Source organism: Pelagibius marinus (genome assembly GCF_014925385.1).
Taxonomy (GTDB): Bacteria; Pseudomonadota; Alphaproteobacteria; order Kiloniellales; family Kiloniellaceae; genus Pelagibius; species Pelagibius marinus.
Genome location: NZ_JACSDK010000009.1, coordinates 410,062 through 428,697, shown reverse-complemented (window position 1 = coordinate 428,697; position 18,636 = coordinate 410,062). Strand labels below are relative to the sequence as shown.

Genomic DNA, 18,636 nt, shown 5'->3' with positions numbered 1-18,636 from the left:
GCTAAGCCGACTCCGCCTTTTCAGCCTTTCGGTAGTCGACGATGCGCTGCCAGCACCTCTCCGAATCGCCTGAGAAAAACACCACCAGGTCGCCCTCGCCGCCAAGGCCGAGTGCCTTGTCGATGGCCGCGACTTCATCGTCGATGGTGATGATCCGGCTGCTCTCGACCCCCTGCGCTACCAGTGCCGCCGCGATACGCTTGGGGATCTCTTCCGAGGGAAAGCCGCGGATCGACTTGAAGGCTTCGCTGTACCATTTATCGCGGGAGCAGATGAAGGTGTCGAACTGTCCCGCGAGTATCTGCGCGGTTTCGGCAATGTGCTCAGCATGGCGGTTGCCGAAGTTCGCCAGGAGGCCGATGCGCCGACCGGGCGCCTCCATGGTCTTCAGGGCCTCGCAGGCGGCCAGAACACCATGCGGGTTGTGGGCCATGTCCAGCACGGCAGTGAAAGGGTGCCCTTCGTAGATGTTGAAGCGCCCGGGATTGCTGTCGAAGGTGTTGTCGTAGCTGGCGAGCGCTGCGGCGATGCCCGGAAGAGAGATGCCGAGGCCGTAGGCCAGGCCGATCGCCGCCATGGCGTTCTGCACGTTGTGTTTCGCTGCCCCGTCCAAAGTGGCGGGAATGCCGCCCACCTTGATGACCGGATCGCTTGCGCCGGGGCGGTGCAGCAGGATGCCTGGAGCATCGTTGTTTCCGTCCAGGCTGATCGCCAGGCCGCCTTTGGCGACATGATCGAGCAGGACTGCGCCGGCGGGCAGCAGTGAAATCAGGCAGACCTCCTGCGCCGGCTTGAGCTCGGCCAAGGCAAGGCAGCGGGGGTCATCGCTGTTGAGCACGGCGAGCTTGCGGGCGGCTTCGGCGACGCGACCCTTGATCCGCGCCAACTCGTCCAAGCTGTCGATGCCGTCGGTCCCGAGATGGTCGTTCGCGATATTCAGCACCGCGCTCACGTCGCACCAGTCGAAGGCCATGCCGCCTTTCACGATGCCGCCGCGCGAGGTCTCCAGGACGGCGGCCTCCACCGAGGGGTCGCGCAGCAGCACCCGGGCGCCGCTGGCGCCGGCGATGTCGCCCCTGGCCACCGTCTGGCCGTCGATCTCGGCGCCCGAGGTGGTCACCAGGCCGACCGTCCCGACGCCGATTTCGCCGCCGGCCCGGCGCAGGATATGGGCCGTCATGCGCGAGGTCGTGGTCTTGCCGTTGGTGCCGGTGACCGCAACGATGGGGATGCGGCCATTGCTCTTGCCGGGGAACAGCCGCTCGATGATGGGCCCGACGACGTCGCGCTCAATACCGGAGGTCTGGGCCGCCACCAGGTGCGGGCGCAGGCCGGGCGAGTAGTTGACCTCGCAGATGCCGCCGCCCACCACCCGGTAGGAGCGCGAGATGTCGCGGGTCAGGAAGTCGACGCCCGCCACGTCCAGCCCGGAGATGCGCGCCGCCCGCTCCAGCATCACGCGGTTGTCGGGGTGGATAAGGTCGGTGACGTCGATCGCCGTGCCGCCGGTGGAGATGTTGGCGGTGCCGCGCAGAGGGACCATCTCGCCCTTCGGCGGGATGCTGTCGCCGGTATAGCCGCGCTTTTCCAGCATGCGCAGCGCCTCGCGGTCCAGTTCGAGGCGGTTCATCAGCTTGGTGAAGCCGATGCCGCGGCGCGGGTCCTTGTTCACCCCGGCCACCAGTTCGGCGATGGTATGACGACCGCCGCCGGTCACGGCGCCGGGAACGCGCTGGGCCGCGGCGACGATGCGGCCGCCGACCACCAGGACCCGGTGGTCGAAGCCGGCGATATAGCCCTCGACAATAACCTCCGGATGACTCTGACGGGCGACGACGAAGGCCTCCGCGACGGCCTCGTCGCCCTCCAACTGCACGCTGACGCCCTTGCCCTTGCCGCCGCGCGCCGGCTTCACCACGACGGGATAGCCCAGGGTCCGGGCCGCGCGCACGGCGCTCTCCTTGTCGCGCACGACGATTTGCCGGGGCACCGGAAGAAGCACTTCGGAGAAGATGCGGTTGGTCGTCGCCTTGTCGCGCTGGAACAGGGCGGCCGTATTGGAAACCTTGTCGGTGACCGTCTCGCGGATGCGTTGCAGGTGGCGGCCCTGGCCGAACTGCACGACGCGCAGGTTGCGCTCGACGACGAACCAGGGAATGTCGCGCCGCTTTGCCTCCTCGATCAGCGCCAGGGCCGTCTGGTCCAACGCGATGCTCCGCGCGGTCTTGAGATAGTTGTCGAGCACCTGCTTGACGTCGATCGGCTGCCGGTACTGGTGGGCCGGGCGCATCTCCGGCGGCAGCAGGCCCAGCGCGATGATGACGCCGCCCTGGCCGGCCAGCACGCCGATCTCGGGGTCGTCGTAGTGGAAGAAGATGTCCTGGACCTCGGCCCCGTCTTCCGGCGCGCCGTCCTCCTGTTTTGCCGGGGGGCGCCGCAGGGCGACCGGCTTAGGAGCCTCGCCCTCGCGGCGCTGCAGTTCGCTGGCGATGCGCCCGGAAACATAGCCCAGCGGCAGGCCCGGCGCGCGGCGCAGTTCGGCGACAAAGCCGCCGGGCTCCTCCGTCGTGCTGGGATGATCGGCCAGGCCGGGCAACAGCTTCAGCAGCGCCCTGGTGGGCTCCGGTGAGATGCTGTCATCGGGCCAGGTCACGTCAACCCGGCTCCCGAGCTGGTTCCGGGGTCCCTCAATCGCCACGCGGAGGTGGACCAGCGGGACCGCCGCGATCTCATTCGGGCCCGCATAGGCGCGTGCCTTGGTGATTTTCATGTCCGCGATTCGCCCTTTCCCCAGGGTGGGGTGAGCATAGCGGGCGGCCGCCGCCGGACCAACGGCAATTGGGCGGCATTTTCCACCGCCGGCGGGTCAGCTGCCCTCGGCCTGGACCCTTCGGCGGGCCGCGGCTTCGGCGGAGATCGCCAGGCCGCCGGCGATGAGGCAATAGAGGGCGCAGGCCAGGGCGATGCTCTCCATGCCCGCCCCGCGGTCGATGAAGAAGCCCAGGGTGGCGGGGGCCAGGCCGGTGGAGAAAACCATGGCCGAGGTGGCGCAGGCGCGGATCGCCCCCAGGTGGGTGACGCCGTAGAGTTCGGCCCAGAGCGCGCCGAAGATCACCGAGCCGCTGCCCGTGGTGAGGCCGAGCAGTCCCATGAAGAGCGTCGCCGCCGGCGCCGCGTCGCTCAGCGCCAGGGTCAGGCAGGCCAGCGTCAGGGGCACCAGCAGCAGCGGCACCAGGCGGCGCGCAGCGAAGCGGTCGACCAGGGGGCCGGCCAGCAGCAGGCCGCCCAGGGCGCAGGCGGCATAGGCGGTGAAGGAGCCGGCCAGCAGGCTCAGCGGCCAGCCCTTGCTCTCGGCCAGGTGGACTTGGTGGAAGATCAGTCCGGTGCCGATGAAGGGGCCGGCCAGCAGCGCCGGCAGGCGCAGCCAGAGGCCCGGGTCGCGCAGCACCCAGGCCAGGGCGCGGTCGCCTTGCGTGGCGCGGCTTTCCTGCTGCCGCCGGACGGCCGCGTCGCGGTCGCGCTGTCCCTTGAGCAGCAGCAGAACCAGGGGCGCCAGGACCAGCAGCAGCAGGCCGCTGCCGCTCCACAGCTGGCGCCAGCCGGCCAGCGCCAGGGCGGCGACCACCAGGGCGGGCAGGATCGCCTCGCCCAGGGTGTGGCCCAGGGTGGCGACGCTGAGGGCGCGCCCGCGCTGGGCCTCGAAGTAGCGGCCCATGGCGACCATGGCGCTGTGGCTGGAAAGGCCCTGACCGAAAAAGCGCAGGCCGAAGAGCGCGACGGCCAGGCTGGCGGCGCTCCAGGTCGCGCCCATCAGCAGGCAGGTCTCCCCCAGCAGCGCCAGGACGGCGGCGGCGAAGACCGGCAGGGGCAGGCGGTCGATCAGGCGCCCCGCCCACAGCAGCACCGCCGCCGAGGTCAGGGTGCCGAGGGAATAGAGGCTGCCGAACTCGCCGTCGCTCAGCGCGAAGTCGGCGCGGATCTCACCGGAAAACAGGGAGATGAAGAAGGTCTGCCCCATGCTGGAGCAGAAGGTCATCAACACCCCGAAGCCGAGCAGACGGCAGTGCGCGCGCAGGAAGGAGATCGACAGCATGCCCTTTACTACGGGCAAAGCGGCGGGGGGAGAAGTGCTCAGCTCGCGACCCAGAAGGCCATTCCGGTCATGGCACGGCCGCTGACCTGGCCTATAGTTGTGGGGGCTCCCTTGGCGGCGCCGCTCTGCGGTCTAGTTTTCTCTCTTGGTGCGGTGCTATCTGCGCAGTCAAACGGGGGATCTCGACGATGCGACAGTCCTTTCCGGCCTTCATCCTGTTGACCGTCCTGCTGGGCGCCGCCGTGACGGCGGGGCCGGCCGGCGCCCAGACCCCGCTGCAGCTCGGCGACGAGCCGCTGCCCGAGATTCCGCCGCAGAACCGCAGCGGCCTGCCCGTCGACCTGGAACTGGTGCTGCTGGCCGACGCCACCGGCTCCATCGACGACAAGGAGATCTTCTTCCAGCGCCAGGGCTATGCCGACGCCCTGATGCATCCCGACATCCTCTCGGCCATCTCGCTGGGCGCGGACGGCAAGATCGCCGTCACCTACGTGGAGTGGGGCGATGCCTCTTCGCAGGAGGTCGTGGTGCCCTGGACCATCATCGACGGCCAGGGCGCGGCGGCCAACTTCGCCGAGGCGTTGATGGAGACGCCGCGCCGCGCCTTCGGGCGCAACGCCATCGGCTCGGCCATCACCTACGCCCACCTGCTGATCGAGAGCAACAGCATCAACGGCTTCCGCCGGGTGATCGACCTCTCCGGCGACTCCGCCAACTCCTGGGGCGGCGTGCCGCTGGAGGCGGCGCGCCAGGCCGCCGTCGCCGCCGACATCGTCATCAACGGCCTGGCCATCCTGTGCCGCGACTGCAGCGGCCGCCCGGTCTTCTATGATCTGGAGGAAGCCTACCGCCGCGACATCATCGGCGGGCCCGCCGCCTTCGTGGTGACCGCCGACGACATGGAGTCCTTCGCCGCGGCGGTGCGCAAGAAGCTGCTGCTGGAGATCGCCGGCGTGCCCGACGAGCGGACCTTCCGCCAGCGCCTGGCCCAGGCCCAGGGCGGGGCTGGGCCGCACAAGGCCATCGACTGAGCGGGCGCACATGCTTCGAGACGGGCCTGCGGCCCTCCTCAGCATGAGGATGGGAAGGGCCTCACCCTGAGGAGCGCTCGCCAGAGCGCGTCTCAAAGGGGGCGCCACCGCTAGGGCGTCAGCGGCACTCTTTCGCCGTGCTCGGCGATCATGCGGTCGATCTCGGCCAGGGCGAAGGCGGCGAGCTGGCGCTGGGTGGCCTGGGCCTCGGGGTCGTCGTCCTCCAGATCGCCGATGACCAGAATGTTCTCGTCGTTCAGGCGGTTGGCCGGGTCGGTGTAGTTGAAGCTGCCGGCGATGATCACCGCGCCGTCGATGACCATCAGCTTGTGGTGCAGCTTGCCCAGGCCGTGCTTGCGCGAGGCGAGGAAGGCTTCGCCGCCGCCGTCGGCCACCATGCGGGTCGCCGCCCAGTCGCGGTTGCCCTGGCCGGAGTCGAAGATGCCGCGGATGCGCACGCCGCCCTTGGCCATGGCCACCAGCGCGTCGTCGATGCCGGAAGACTGGGCGAAGGTGAAGATCGCAAAGTCGACCCGATCTTTCGCCTTCAGGATCTGCTTCATGATCTCCATCTCCGGCGCGTGGTCCGGGGCGAAGAGGGCGCGCACGGTGATGCCGGCGACGCGGTTGTTGCGCGGCGAGGGGTCGTGGCGGTTGCGCACCTTGCCGAAGGTGCCTTGCCAGATCTCCGCGAACTCCTGGTCGTACTCGTTGCAGACCCACTGGTCGTGCACGATGACGATGTGATTGAGGTTCTTTTTGCTCGCATGGCTGCCCACGCCCGTTGGCGTGAAGTTGGTGGACCCGGTCAGCAGCGCGCGGCTCGGCCGGCCGCTGTCGCGGATGATGAACTTCTGATGGAAGATGTCGGGGTTGTAGTCGGTGCGCGCGTCGATGTTGGCGCGCAGCATGGCGGCGAAGAGGTTGCGGTTCTCCTCGTCCTCGCCGCCCACGGCGAAGGGGTCGGCGGGCGGGTTGTCCGCGCGCAGGTAGTCCTGCTCCAGCACCAGCCGGACCCTCACGCCGCGCTGCTTGGCGTGGATCAGGGCCGTGGCGATGGAGAGGGACTCGATCTCCTGCACCGCGACGTCCAGGGTCTTCTCGGCGGCGTCGATGAAGCCGACGATGACCTGCTCCAGGTCGTCGGGGGCGCCCAGGCTGGCCGGCCCCATGTGCAGCTCCAGGCGGTCGTTCAGGATGAATGGCATGGCCTCTCCCTTTCTCTGCTGCCCGATAGCACAGATATGTTACCGCAACGGCGCCAGGCTGCCGCACAAGTTTAGGGCGCAAAATAGTGGGCAAAGGGGGTGCCCCGGCGCGCCATGACGGCTAGCATGCGCTCCGGCGGGGGTTTTGCGTCACAGGAAAGAGGATCCAAGCAACAGTGAGTGACAGCGTGAACGATTTCATCGCCGGCCTGCCGAAAGCCGAGCTGCACCTGCATATCGAGGGCTCATTGGAGCCTGAGATGATGTTCGCCCTGGCCCGGCGCAACGGCGTCGAGCTGCCTTACGCCGGTGTCGAGGAGATCCGCGCCGCCTACAGCTTCACCCGGCTGCAGGACTTCCTGGACCTCTATTACCGGGGTATGTCGGTGCTGCAGACCGAGCAGGACTTCTACGACCTGACCCTGGCCTACCTGCGCCGCGTTGCCCGGGACAACGTGCGCCACGTGGAAATCTTCTTCGACCCCCAGGGCCACACCGATCGCGGCCTCGCCTTCGAGACGGTCTTCAACGGCATCGAGCGGGCGCTGAAAGACGGCGGGAAGGAACTGGGCATCACCTGGAAGATCATCCTCTGCTTCCTGCGCCACCTTTCCGCCGAGGCGGCCATGGCGACCCTGGAGCAGGCGCTGCCCTACAAGGACCGCATCGTCGGCGTCGGCCTCGATTCCTCGGAGAGCGGCCACCCGCCGGCCAAGTTCAAGGACGTCTTCGACCGGGCGCGGGCGGAGGGTTTCCGGACCGTCGCCCATGCCGGCGAGGAAGGCCCGCCCGACTATGTCTGGTCGGCGCTGAACGACCTCCAGGTCTCCCGCATCGACCACGGCAACCGCGCGCTGGAGGACCCGGAGCTGGTGCTGGAACTGGCCCGGCGCAGGATGCCGCTGACGGTCTGCCCGCTCTCCAACCTGCGCCTCCGCGTGGTGGAGGACATGACCGCCCACCCCCTGAAGATGATGCTGGACCGCGGCCTCTTCGTCACCGTGAACTCCGACGACCCGGCCTACTTCGGCGGCTACATGAACGACAACTACGCCGCCGTCCGCCAGGCCCTGGCGCTCACCAAGGAAGAGCTGGCTCTGATCGCCCGCAACTCCTTCGAGGCTTCCTTCCTCGATGACGCCACCAAGGCGAAGTACATTGCCGAGGTGGAGAGCTACGTCCAGGGCCAATGACGCCGAGGGCTCGTATTCTCCCCGTTGCACGGCAACCGTGATGGATCTGCATCCGCTTTACTCCATGCCAAGGCTGGAGGATGTCGCCCGTCTGGTGAGCAGGCTCTATGACGTCGGCGAGGTAACGGCCTGTGCCCTGGCCAACCGCGGCTTCAACGATGTCTACGACCTCCGTACCGCCGGCGGTGATCGCTTCATGTTGCGGATTGGAAATCGGCGCAGCCGCCCGGACGCGAACCTGGACTATGAAACGGCCTTTCTCGCCCATCTCGACTGCCGTGGCGTGCCGGTCGCAACGGCCGTGGCGACCCGCGGTGGCGAACCCTGGTGCCGCGTCCGCCTGGCCGAGGGAGAGCGGCCGACCGTCCTGTTCCGCTATCTGCCGGGGCGTGCGGCGCGGCGTGGCGAGACGCCGGACTCCTTTGCGCAGGGCAGGACGCTGGGGCAGGTCCATCGCGCCGGGGAAAGTTATGACGGCCCCCCAAGCCGCCTCCGGCTGGATATGCAACACCTGATCGAGCGGCCGTTGGCCGCCCTGCTCGCGCAGCCGAATCTGGAGCTGGCTGATACAGAGTTCATTTCGGACCTCGCCGCGCGGCTCGCAGAGCAGTTGGATGGCATTCGTGGCGATCTCACCTGGGGCAACTGCCACGGCGATTGCCACGGCCACAACGCCAGGATTTCGGAAAACGGTGCCCTTGGCCGGACAGCGGCCTTCTTCGATTTCGACGACGGCGGTCCTGGCTGGCTGGCGTATGACCTGGCCGTCTATCTGTGGAACAAGGCGCTGGTGCCTGGCACGATGCACCTCTGGCCGCCCTTTCTTCAGGGCTACCGCAGCGTCCTTTCCTTACCGCCTCAGGATCTCGACGCCACCCTGCTCTTCGTGCCGATCCGTCACATCTGGCTGCTGGGCGAATACGCGGGCCGGGCGGCGGAATGGGGCCTGGACACCATTTCCGCGCTTTGGCTTTCCCGCCAGGTGGATTTCCTGCGCGCCTGGGAAGACGATCATCTTGCCGACCGTCTCTTCTGAATCGCTCTCGCCGCGCCGGCCACATCGGCGCCTTTGTGAGGATTGCCACTTTCGGGCGGCCCTTGGCGTTGACGCCAGCCTCTCCGTCCCGCAAAAAACCCCCGCGTCGCCGCGCAGCAGAACGAGCCTCCCGGATTGCGCTTGCCGGCATCCGGGTCGCAGGGAGGGGCCCTCCAATGGAGATCACCATCAGGCACGCCGCGCCGGAAGATGCGGCGGCGGTTCATGTCATCTTTTCGCAGGACCACGTGCTGGACGGCACCCAGCGCCTGCCCTACGCCTCGCCGGACTACATGCGTGAGCGCCTCTCCGCGCAGCCGGGCGTCATCAAGCTGGTGGCCGAGGCCGAGGGCCGGGATGGTAAGAAGGAGGTGGTCGGCTTCGCCGAGCTCATCACCTATCCCGACAACCCCCGCCACCACCACGCGGGCGAGGTGAACATGATCACCGTGCACCAGGACTGGCAGGGCAAGGGCGTCGGCCGCCGCCTCATGGAGGCCATGATCGATCTGGCCGACAACTGGCTGCAGATCACCCGCCTCAGCCTCATCGTCTGGACCGTCAACGAAAACGCGATCCGGCTTTACGAGGATCTCGGCTTCCGGCGCGAAGGCGTGATGCCGGACTATGGCTTCCGCCGCGGCGCCTACGTCGACGCCCTGATGATGGGCCGCCTGACGCGGCGCGGCTAGCGGTCCCGCAAACTAAGCCGGCCGGAACCCGCCGGGCGCCGCTCCCAAGGAGGGCGCGTACCGGCGCCCGGCTGCGTTGAGCGGCAGCGGGCCGCCGGCTCTACTTCTGAGCGTTTTGATCAAAGCGAGTGCAATCGCCTTCACCTTTGTGCAGAACGCCTGGCTGACTTTGTCCGTCGCATCTTGCTGCGCTGTGCCGGCGTCGGCCGGACAGCTGTGCGAGCCGCAATTAAACGAACACTTAATGTGAAAGTGATTAGAGTGGAGCCTCCCGCAGAGAAGGGAACCACTGCGCCGGCCGCGGTACGGAGGGAAGAACCGCTATGGAGCCGAGATGATGCAGGCTGTTTCCGGGGTTGCCACTGGCGATGAGTCCAGCATTGCCCCTCCAGCCGGCACCGAGGCTTCCGGCGATGCGGGGGCCGCTCTGGCCGAAGCAGTGAGGGCGCTGACGGCGGGCAACTACGATATTGCCCTCGGCGGCGAGGATGGGCTGACCTTGGCCTTGATCGAGCTGCGCGATCGCCTGCGGGAAGATGCCCGCCATTCCCTCGAGGCGACCGTTTCCTTCTCGATGGGCGCCAGCCAGGCCATGGCCTCGATCTCTCACGTGACCGACAGCATGCGCCGCGCCGACGAGCGGACGCAGGGCATGGCTTCGGCGGTGGAGCAGATGAACTCCTCCATCCAGCAGATTTCCGACTCCGGCCGCGTCGCCGCGAAGGAGGCCGACCATTCCCTGGAAGCGGCAAGCGACGGCGTGCACCAGCTCGACAACGCTGTCTCTCAGATGCGGGAGATCACCGGCAGCGTCGCCTCGATCGACAATTGCGCCGAACGTCTGGTGTCCGCCTCGGAGCAGATCTCTGGCATTCTGGCCACCATCGACACGCTTTCCAAGCAAACCAATCTTCTGGCGCTCAATGCGACCATCGAAGCCGCGCGCGCCGGCGAGCACGGCAAGGGGTTCGCCGTCGTATCGAACGAAGTCAAGGCGCTGGCCAAACAGACCGCTGATGCGACCGACGACATTCGCCAGCGCATCCTGCTTTTGGAACAGGAAGTGGCGGCCTTGACCGATGCGGCTTCGGCCAGCCGCGAAGCCGCAGACAGCGGCACGAAAGCCATTGATGAAGCCCGCGAGCGCATGGGCACGATCGGCGACCAGGTGCGCACCGTGAACGGGCACATACGCGAGATTTCGAGCATGCTCAGCGAGCAGTCGACCGCGGTTCAGGAAATCAGCAGCAGCGTCTCGGTCATCGCCGAGCTGTCCGACCGCAACAAGCGCTACGCCGACCAGGCGATCGAGGCGGTGCGCCAATCCGAGACCACCGTCGAAGACTGCTTCGCCGAACTGGACAAGAAGTCGATTGGGGACACGGTGCTCTATCGCGCCAAGTCGGATCACTACATCTGGAAGAAGCGCCTGGCGGAGATGCTGGTCGGCCTGAATTCACTGAAGGCCGACGAGCTGGCCGACCATCACTCCTGCCGCCTGGGCAAGTGGTATGACAAGGTCGATGACGCCTGGTTCCACGGCAATCAGTCGTTCAAGTCACTGGTGGCACCCCACGAGCGGGTTCATTCCCTGGGCAAGAAGGCGGCTGAGGCCTATCAGACCGGCCGTGCCGAGGAAGCCTGGAAACTCTATTCGGAGATGGACGAGGCTTCCGCCGAAGTGGTGCGGCTGCTGGACAAGATCATCACCGGGCGTCGCAGCCGCACGGAGTGATCTGCGTCGCTTGCTCGCTCGGGCGGAAAGGAAAGGAAAAGGGCGCCGCGTCCGCGGCGCCCTTTCGCCTTTCAGGCCGTCAGGCGGCCGTTGCCGCCTTCAGGGTCACCGAGTAGAGCTCTTCGTTGTTGAGGTCTTTCAGGGTGACGGTCATCGCCTCGGTCTCGCCGTCGATGCGCACCTGGCCGAAGAACTGCAGGCCCTCGCTGGGCGCCAGGTTCGGCTTGCCGCCCGGGTTCTTGGTGTAGATCACCTGCGGACCAAAGGTGTTGTCCATCTCGCCGGGGCCGAAGGAGCCGGCGTGCACCGGGCCGGAGACGAACTCCCAGAAGGGGTTGAAGTCCTGGAACTGCGCCTTGTTGGGATCGTAGTAGTGCGCCGCCGTGTAGTGCACGTCGGCGGTCAGCCAGACGATCTGCTCGATCCTGTTGTTCTTCGCGAAGCGCAGCAGGTCGGCGATGTCGTGCTCGCGGCCCAGCACCGGCCCGTCGCCGTTGGAGCTGTTCTCGAAGGCCGGCTGGCCGTCGACCTTGTCCTTCACCTGGATGCCGATGGGCATGTCGGCGGCGATCACCTTCCAAGTCGCCTTGGAGGCCAGCAGTTCGCGTTTGAGCCACATGAGCTGATCGGGGCCCAGGAAGTCGGTCGCCGCGCTGCGCTCGGCCTGGCGGTTGGCGCTGTTGGCGCCGCGGTAGCTGCGCATGTCGACGAAGAAGACGTCCAGCAGAGGGCCGTAGGAGACCTTGCGGTAGATGCGCTCCGGATCGCCCAGGGTCGGGCGGATCGGCATGTACTCCAGGAAGGCACGCTGGGCGCGGCTGGCCAGCAGCGAGGCGCTCTTCACCTTGTAACGGTCGTCGGAGATCAGCATCTCGCCGGGGTACCAGTTGTTCAGCACCTCGTGGTCGTCCCACTGGGAGAACACCGGCACCTCGGCGTTCATGCGCCTCACATTCTCGTCCATCAGGTTGTACTTGTAGCAGCCGCGGAACTCGGCCAGCGTCTCGGCGACCTTCGACTTCTCTTCCGTGGTCAGGTTCTTCCAGATGCTGCCGTCGGGCAGGGTGACCTCCGACTGGATCGGGCCGTCGGCGTAGATGTTGTCGCCGGAGTGGATGAAGAAGTCCGGGCGGTTGTCCAACATGGTCTGGTAGCAGCGCAGGCCGCCCCAATCCAGATTGATGCCCCAGCCCTGGCCGCAGGTGTCGCCGGTCCACACGAAGTTGATGTCGCGCTTGTCGGCGGGCGCGGTGCGGAAGCGGCCGAGCGTCGGCTCGCTCATCACATTCACGTCGGCAAGGTCCTGCCACTGCAGGCGGTAGAAGATATCCTGGCCGGCGGGCAGGTCGGTGAGGTCCATCTTGGCGGTGAAGTCGCTCGTCTCGATCGCCGCCGGGCCGCGCAGGCGCCGCGCGTCCTTGAAGCTGTCGCTGGTCGCGACCTCGACCAGCAGGCGCGACGGCCGGTCGGCCCGCGCCCAGATCATGCCGCTGTTGGTGGTGACGTCGCCGCTCTGTACGCCGTGGGTGAAGACCGGGCGGTTCGACTGGGCGATGGCGGGGGCCGAGAGGCCCAGCAGGCCCGCTCCGGCGAGGCCCGCGCCGGCCGCCCCGGTCTGCAGCAGGCTGCGCCGGGTGAGGCGGAAGGTGGAACGGGCGTTAGGCAGCTGCGACATGATCTGCTCCTTGCGTGTCTTGACGTTTGTAGGCCGCGCGGATGGCGGTTGTCGATTGGCTCCCCGGCGTTGTGACTGCGGTCCTTTCTGCGTTTGGTCCAGGCCCGCCGTCGCGGGCGCTGTCCCCGAGTCGGATCCGGGCGGGGGCCTCGCGCAGTCGATAGCCTGTCGGCGTTGCCGGGCGATGTCGCTCACGCGGCAGTTTTATGACCGAAGGGTCCTGCGCTCGGCGCGCGCAGGTAGCACGTCTATGTCGTGTATTCGCGCCTGCTTCACACACCAGGAGCGGTGAATCTTCAACGTCTTTTAACGCTTATATGTTGGAATTTATATGTGCCACCAGAAGCTTAGGGGATTTTCGGCCCTTGCCGACAAAAGCGCAGTTGGCCGAGGAGCTCGAGAAGCTCCGGCGGCGCGTGGAAGAGGTTGAGCAGCTCGAAGTCGAGCGCTCCAAGGCCGATGCCGCACTGCGTGAGAGCGAAACGCGTCTGCGTGACTTCGCCGCCGCCGCCTCCGACTGGTTCTGGGAGATGGACGCCGACCTGCGCTTCTCCTTCATGTCGGAGCGTCTGCGCGAGGTCACCGGTGTCGACCCCACCAGCACCCTCGGCAAGACGCGCCAGGAGATCGGCGCCGGCGACACCGACGCCGACAAGTGGGAAGCGCACCTCGAGGACCTCCAGGCGCATCGTCCCTTTCGCGACTTCCGCTACGTCTACATCAACGACACGGGCGACCGCCAATACTGGTCGATCAGCGGTGTGCCGCTGTTCGACGATGAGGGTGCTTTCCTCGGCTACCGCGGCACCGGCCGCAACCTGACCGAGGAATACCGTGCCCGCCGCATGGCCTTCGAGGCGCAGGATCTGCTGCTGCAGGCGATCGAGCACTTCACCTCGGCGGTGGCGCTGTTCGACAGCGAGGACCGGCTGCTGCTGTTCAATGACAGCTACGTCGAGATCTTCGGCCCTGCTGCCAATTCGATCGGCCCCGGCATGACCTTCGAGGAGCTGGCGCGCCTGCAGGTGAAGCACGGCATGGTCCCCGCCGCCTTCGGGCGCGAGCAGGAGTGGATCGAAGAGCGCATCGTCCGCCACCGCAACCCGATCGAAGAGTTCGAGATGGAGCGCGCCGACGGCCGCTGGTTCCGCCTGCGCGAGGAGCGTACCGGTAACGGCGGCATCTTCCTGACCGCCACCGACGTCAGCGAGACCAAGACCATGGAGCGGGCCGAGCGCGAGATTCGCGATCGCCTGCGCGCCGTCATCGACCACCTGCCCGCCGGCCTGGTGCTGAAGGACCAGAACGGCGCCTACCTGCTGGCCAACCAGCAGTTCAGTGAACTCTACGGCCTGCAGAGCAACGAGATCGTCGGCCAGTCCGCCCACGACCACTTCCCGGCTGCCGAGGCCGAGGTGATCAACGCCCAGGACAGAACGGTGCTGCGCACCGGCATCCCCATGGAAGCGGAGATGGAGGTGTCGCGCCACGACGGGGGCAAGGTCTTCGCCATGATCACCCGCTTCCCGGTGCTGGACTCCACGGGGAACGCCATCGGCGTCGGCGGCATCCACATGAACATCAGTGAGATCAAGGAGAAGGAGCAGCAGCTGCGCGTCGCCCGCGACGAGGCAGAGCGGGCCAACCACGCCAAGTCGGCCTTCCTGGCCAACATGAGCCACGAGCTGCGCACCCCCTTGAACGCGATCATCGGCTTTTCGGAGATCATGGAGCAGGGCCTCTTCGGCCCGCTCGGCAATCCGCAGTACAGCGAATACGCCGAGGACATCCGCCGCAGCGCCAGCCACCTGCTGTCCATCATCAGCGATATCCTCGACCTCTCGAAGATCGAGGCCGGGCGCATGGAGCTGCACGAGGAGCATTTCGATCTCGCCTCGGTGGCGCAGTCCTGCCAGACCATCGTCAAGGAAGCCGCCGCCAATGCCGGCCTGGCGCTGCGCAGCCTGCTGCCCGAGGATCTGCCCTCGCTCTACGCCGACAAGCGCTCGGTGCGCCAGATCCTGCTCAACCTGCTGTCCAACGCCATCAAGTTCACGCCCAGCGGCGGCGGCGTGATCGTCGAGGCGCGGCAGGAGCCGGGCGGCCAGTTGGCCCTCATCGTGCGCGACACCGGCATCGGCATGTCGGCCGACGACATCGAGATCGTGATGCAGCCCTTCGGCCAGGTCGAAAGCGCCCACACGCGCAGCCACGACGGCACCGGCCTGGGCCTGCCGATCACCCGCTCCCTGGCCGAGATGCACGGCGGTTCCATGACCATCGAGAGCGAAGTGGGCAAGGGCACATCGATCACCGTGCGCTTCCCCGCCGAGCGCGTCGGCGTCGAAGAGCTCTACAGGCTGGAAGAAGACCGCCAGACCGCCTGAACGCCGGAGCCAGACAGCCCGGCTCTACAGCGGCCAGATCACCAGGATCACCGGCACCGCCACGGCGATGACCAGGATCTCCAGCGGCAGGCCCATGCGCCAGTAGTCGCCGAAGCGGTAGCCGCCGGGGCCCAGGATCAGGGCGTTGTTCTGGTGCCCGATGGGCGTCAGGAAGGCGCAGGAGGCCGCCACCGCGATGGCCATGAGGAAGGGGTCGGGGTCGACCCCCAGGCGCTGGGCGATGGTGGCGGCGATGGGCGCCATGACCACGGCGGTGGCCGCGTTGTTCAGGATATCCGACAGGGTCATGGTCACCACCATGACGATGACCAGCACCGCCGCGGCGGGCAGGCCGGCGGTGAGGCTCAGCACCCCGTCGGCGATGAGCGACGTCGCCCCGGTCGCCTGCAGGGCGCCGCCTACCGGGATCAGCGCCCCCAGCAGCACGATGACCGACCAGTCGATGCCGTCGTAGAGCTCGCGCACGTTCATCAGGTCCGTGGCCACCAGCAGCACGATGGCCATGCCGAAGGCGATGTGGATCGGCACCAGGCCGAAGCTGGCCGCGGCGATGGCGGCGGCGAAGATGGCGATCACCGCCGGGCCCTTGCCGCGCTTGCCGAAGTGCAGCTCGCGCTCGGCCAGGGGCAGGCAGCCGAAGGCCGGCACCAGGTCGGCCAGCTGTTCGCCCTCGCCGTGCAGCAGCAGCACGTCGCCGGGGCGGATGCGGAAGGAGCGCAGGCGCCCGTGGAAAGGCTGGCCCTGGCGTGAGACGCCCAGCAGGGTGATGCCGCGGCGGGCGAAGAGCTTCAGCGAGCTGACCAGGCGGCCGTCGAGGCGCGAGCCCGGTGTCACCACCGCTTCCATCAGGCTGGCGTCGCTCGATTTTTCCCGTGGCTCCACGCCCGAGTCCTCGCTGCCGATCTCCAGCCCCAGCTTGCTGACGAACTTGTCGATCTCGTCCGGCGCCGCCTCGATCTTCAGGATGTCGCCGGCGCGCAGCTGCTTGCGCGTGGCGGGCGGATAGGCGCGGTCGCCGCGGATCTGGTCCATGATGATCGCGTCGATGTCCTCGGTCATCTCGTCGATCTCGCGCAGCGTCTTGCCGATGTTGGGGTTGTCCTCCGGCACCGTCACCTCGGTGACGTAGTTCTCGATGTCGAAGAGTTCGCCCTTGGCGCGGGCGCTGGCGCGCTGCGGCACCAGGCGCCAGCCGACCAGGGCGACGAAGACCACCCCGGTCAGGGCAATGGCCAGGCCGACGGGGGTGTAGTCGAACATGTGGAAGGGCTCGCCGGTCAGCTCGCCGCGGTAGCTGGCGACGATGATGTTGGGCGGCGTGCCGATCAGGGTGATGAGACCGCCCAGCATGGAGCCGAAGGACAGCGGCATGAGCACCAGACTGGGTGAGCGCACCGCCTTGCGCGCCGACTCGATGGCCATGGGCATGAGGATGCCCAGCGCGCCGACGTTGTTCATCACCGCCGACATGGCCGCCGCCAGCCCGGCCAGGGCGCCGACGTGGGTGGTGGTGTTGCCCGTCGCCGGGCGCACGATCTGGGTCAGGCGGTCGATGGCGCCGGTGCCCGAGAGCACGCGGCTCAGCACCAGGACGGCGGCGACGGTGATGGTGGCCGGATGCGCGAAGCCGTTGAAGGCCTCCCCGGTCGGCACCAGGCCCAGGGCCACGCAGGCCATCAGGCTGGCGAAGGCGACCACGTCGTAGCGCCAGCGGCCCCAGACCAGCAGAGCGAAGAGCGCCAGGAGAATCGCGAAGAGAACGGCCTGATCGCCCGTCATGCCGCCAGGGATCAAGGTGTCGGGGATCATGGTCTCTGGGGTCAAGGTGCGGTTCGGCTCCCTGGTCGCGCGGATTCGGGACTCCGATTGTGTCATCGCCGCCGTACGGCTGCAAAACCATAAGCGGGAGACTGTTTTTCAGTCACTTGGCCGCCTTTCGGCGCCTCGCGCCCCGCCGGCCGCGCGGCTATGCTTAACGCTACCTTAACGCCGGCCTTTCACGCTGTCTCACAACGCTGTGAGAGGCCTTTTGCCGCGCTGCCGAGTATGCCTATCTGTGCTTGGAGCGCGACACCAGCGCCGGAGTTCCGGCGCGGCAGCAGCGCAAAGGAAAGCGAGCATGCCCAAGACCATCGAGGCCGATATCTGTGTCGTCGGCGCCGGTTCCGGCGGCCTGTCGGTGGCCGCCGGCGCGTCCCAGATGGGCGCGCGGGTGGTGCTTGTCGAAAAGGGCAAGATGGGCGGCGACTGCCTGAACTACGGCTGCGTGCCCTCCAAGGCGCTGATCGCCGCGGCCGCGGCCGCCGACAAGGTGCGCCATGCCGACCGCTTCGGCGTCAACGGGCACGAGCCGGCCGTGGACTTCCCGGCGGTCCGCGACCACCTGCGCAGCGTCATCGCCGCCATCGCGCCGCATGACTCGGTCGAGCGTTTCGAGGGCCTGGGCGTCACCGTCCTTCAGGCGGCGGCGCGCTTCACCGGCGCGCGCGAGCTGGAAGCGGGCGAGACCCGGGTGAAGGCCAAGCGCTTCGTCATCGCCACCGGCTCCAGCGCCGCAGTGCCGCCGATCCCCGGCCTGGAGAGCGTGGCCTACCTGACCAACGAGACCGTCTTCGAGCTGGCCGAGCGGCCGGAACACCTCATCGTCATCGGCGGCGGACCGATCGGGACCGAGCTGGCCCAGGCGCAGCGCCGCCTCGGCGCGCGCGTCTCGCTGCTGGAAATGGACCGGATCCTGGCCAAGGACGACCCGGAGATCACCGCCGTCGCCCGCCGCCGCCTGGAGGAAGACGGCGTCGAGATCCACGAGGGCATCGCCGTGAAAGAGGTGGCGGCGGAGGGCAACGGCATCGCGGTCAGCCTGGAAAAAGACGGCGCGCAGACCCGGCTCACCGGCTCCCACCTGCTGGTCGCCGCCGGGCGCAGGGCCAACGTCGACGGCCTGGGCCTGGAGGCGGCGGGCGTCGCCTATACGGCCCGCGGTATCGAGGTGGACCGGCGGCTGCGCAGCAGCAACAGGCACATCTTCGCGGTCGGCGACGTCGCCCTGGTCGAGGGCCTGGGCGCCTACCAGTTCACCCACCTGGCCGGCTATCACGCCGGCATCGTCATCCGCAACGCGCTGTTCCGCCTGCCCGCCAAGGTCGACTACAAGGCCCTGCCCCGGGTCACCTTCACCGACCCGGAAATCGCCCACGTCGGCCTCACCGAGGCCGAGGCGCGCGAGAAGCACGGCGACAAGGTGCGGGTGCTGACCACGTCTTTCGCCGAGAACGACCGCGCCCGCACCGAGCGCGCCGCGGAGGGCCTGGTGAAGGTGGTGGTCGGCGCGCGCGGGCGCATTCTCGGCGCCTCCATCGTCGGCCTGCACGCCGGCGAGTTGCTGCAACCCTGGGTGCTGGCCATCGACAAGGGCCTGAAGATCGGCGCCCTGGCGAACGTTATCGCGCCCTACCCCACCCTGGGCGAGGTGAACAAGCGCGTGGCCGGCAGCTACTACACCCCGAGCCTGTTCGGCGAACGCACGAAGAAGATCGTGCGCTTCCTGCTGCGCTTCGGTTGAGAA

Annotated in this window: 12 protein-coding genes; 7 read left to right on the top strand and 5 right to left on the bottom strand. The window is 67.8% G+C overall.

The genetic code is table 11. From position 1 onward, the window contains the following. Window position 1 precedes the first annotated feature (1 nt). Window positions 2-2,653, bottom strand: coding sequence for a Mur ligase family protein (locus H7X47_RS11910; RefSeq protein ID WP_193368878.1), 2,652 nt, complete (start codon window positions 2,651-2,653; stop codon window positions 2-4). 213 nt (window positions 2,654-2,866) lie between these two features. Beyond that, a complete protein-coding gene (locus H7X47_RS11905; protein ID WP_193368877.1) occupies window positions 2,867-4,093 on the bottom strand; it encodes an MFS transporter in 1,227 nt (408 codons plus the stop codon). Between the two features lie 188 nt (window positions 4,094-4,281). On the opposite strand from H7X47_RS11905, the gene H7X47_RS11900 reads away from it, so the two are divergent. Further along, window positions 4,282-5,124: a DUF1194 domain-containing protein gene (locus H7X47_RS11900; RefSeq protein ID WP_193368876.1), complete on the top strand. Its 843-nt coding sequence runs from the start codon at window positions 4,282-4,284 to the stop codon at window positions 5,122-5,124. Between the two features lie 110 nt (window positions 5,125-5,234). Here the strand turns inward: H7X47_RS11900 and H7X47_RS11895 are convergent, their stop codons facing one another. Next, window positions 5,235-6,332 carry a phospholipase D-like domain-containing protein gene (locus H7X47_RS11895; protein ID WP_193368875.1) on the bottom strand — a complete coding sequence of 366 codons (1,098 nt, stop codon included), beginning with the start codon at window positions 6,330-6,332 and terminating at the stop codon, window positions 5,235-5,237. Between the two features lie 176 nt (window positions 6,333-6,508). Here H7X47_RS11895 and H7X47_RS11890 point away from each other — a divergent pair, with 176 nt between their 5' ends. The 4 genes from H7X47_RS11890 to H7X47_RS11875 all read left to right on the top strand — a co-directional run bounded on the left by H7X47_RS11890 (window position 6,509) and on the right by H7X47_RS11875 (window position 10,988). Next, window positions 6,509-7,525 (top strand): adenosine deaminase, encoded by a 1,017-nt coding sequence (locus H7X47_RS11890; RefSeq protein ID WP_319633586.1) that lies wholly within the window; start codon window positions 6,509-6,511, stop codon window positions 7,523-7,525. A gap of 40 nt (window positions 7,526-7,565) precedes the next feature. Next, window positions 7,566-8,561, top strand: coding sequence for a phosphotransferase enzyme family protein (locus tag H7X47_RS11885; protein WP_193368874.1), 996 nt, complete (start codon window positions 7,566-7,568; stop codon window positions 8,559-8,561). Window positions 8,562-8,737: 176 nt separating this feature from the next. Continuing rightward, the gene (locus H7X47_RS11880; protein WP_193368873.1) at window positions 8,738-9,253 is read left to right on the top strand and encodes a GNAT family N-acetyltransferase; all 516 of its coding nucleotides are present in this window, start codon (window positions 8,738-8,740) and stop codon (window positions 9,251-9,253) included. A 334-nt stretch (window positions 9,254-9,587) separates the two neighbouring features. After that, window positions 9,588-10,988, top strand: a complete 1,401-nt coding sequence (locus H7X47_RS11875) for a methyl-accepting chemotaxis protein (RefSeq protein ID WP_193368872.1) — start codon at window positions 9,588-9,590, stop codon at window positions 10,986-10,988. A gap of 79 nt (window positions 10,989-11,067) precedes the next feature. Here the strand turns inward: H7X47_RS11875 and H7X47_RS11870 are convergent, their stop codons facing one another. Further along, the gene (locus H7X47_RS11870) at window positions 11,068-12,663 is read right to left on the bottom strand and encodes an alkaline phosphatase D family protein (protein WP_193368871.1); all 1,596 of its coding nucleotides are present in this window, start codon (window positions 12,661-12,663) and stop codon (window positions 11,068-11,070) included. Window positions 12,664-13,028: 365 nt separating this feature from the next. On the opposite strand from H7X47_RS11870, the gene H7X47_RS11865 reads away from it, so the two are divergent. After that, window positions 13,029-15,050, top strand: coding sequence for a PAS domain S-box protein (locus tag H7X47_RS11865; RefSeq protein WP_193368870.1), 2,022 nt, complete (start codon window positions 13,029-13,031; stop codon window positions 15,048-15,050). A gap of 24 nt (window positions 15,051-15,074) precedes the next feature. Here the strand turns inward: H7X47_RS11865 and H7X47_RS11860 are convergent, their stop codons facing one another. Next, the gene (locus H7X47_RS11860; RefSeq protein ID WP_227010387.1) at window positions 15,075-16,895 is read right to left on the bottom strand and encodes an SLC13 family permease; all 1,821 of its coding nucleotides are present in this window, start codon (window positions 16,893-16,895) and stop codon (window positions 15,075-15,077) included. 295 nt (window positions 16,896-17,190) lie between these two features. Here H7X47_RS11860 and H7X47_RS11855 point away from each other — a divergent pair, with 295 nt between their 5' ends. After that, window positions 17,191-18,633 carry a dihydrolipoyl dehydrogenase family protein gene (locus H7X47_RS11855; protein ID WP_193368869.1) on the top strand — a complete coding sequence of 481 codons (1,443 nt, stop codon included), beginning with the start codon at window positions 17,191-17,193 and terminating at the stop codon, window positions 18,631-18,633. Window positions 18,634-18,636: the final 3 nt, after the last annotated feature.

What these genes read in the sequence shown, in the direction of transcription:
- H7X47_RS11905 (WP_193368877.1), bottom strand. Translation starts at nt 4,093, where the DNA reads ATGCTGTCGATCTCCTTCCTGCGCGCGCACTGCCGTCTGCTCGGCTTC.
- H7X47_RS11900 (WP_193368876.1), top strand. Translation starts at nt 4,282, where the DNA reads ATGCGACAGTCCTTTCCGGCCTTCATCCTGTTGACCGTCCTGCTGGGC.
- H7X47_RS11895 (WP_193368875.1), bottom strand. Translation starts at nt 6,332, where the DNA reads ATGCCATTCATCCTGAACGACCGCCTGGAGCTGCACATGGGGCCGGCC.
- H7X47_RS11885 (WP_193368874.1), top strand. Translation starts at nt 7,566, where the DNA reads ATGGATCTGCATCCGCTTTACTCCATGCCAAGGCTGGAGGATGTCGCC.
- H7X47_RS11880 (WP_193368873.1), top strand. Translation starts at nt 8,738, where the DNA reads ATGGAGATCACCATCAGGCACGCCGCGCCGGAAGATGCGGCGGCGGTT.
- H7X47_RS11875 (WP_193368872.1), top strand. Translation starts at nt 9,588, where the DNA reads ATGATGCAGGCTGTTTCCGGGGTTGCCACTGGCGATGAGTCCAGCATT.
- H7X47_RS11870 (WP_193368871.1), bottom strand. Translation starts at nt 12,663, where the DNA reads ATGTCGCAGCTGCCTAACGCCCGTTCCACCTTCCGCCTCACCCGGCGC.
- H7X47_RS11855 (WP_193368869.1), top strand. Translation starts at nt 17,191, where the DNA reads ATGCCCAAGACCATCGAGGCCGATATCTGTGTCGTCGGCGCCGGTTCC.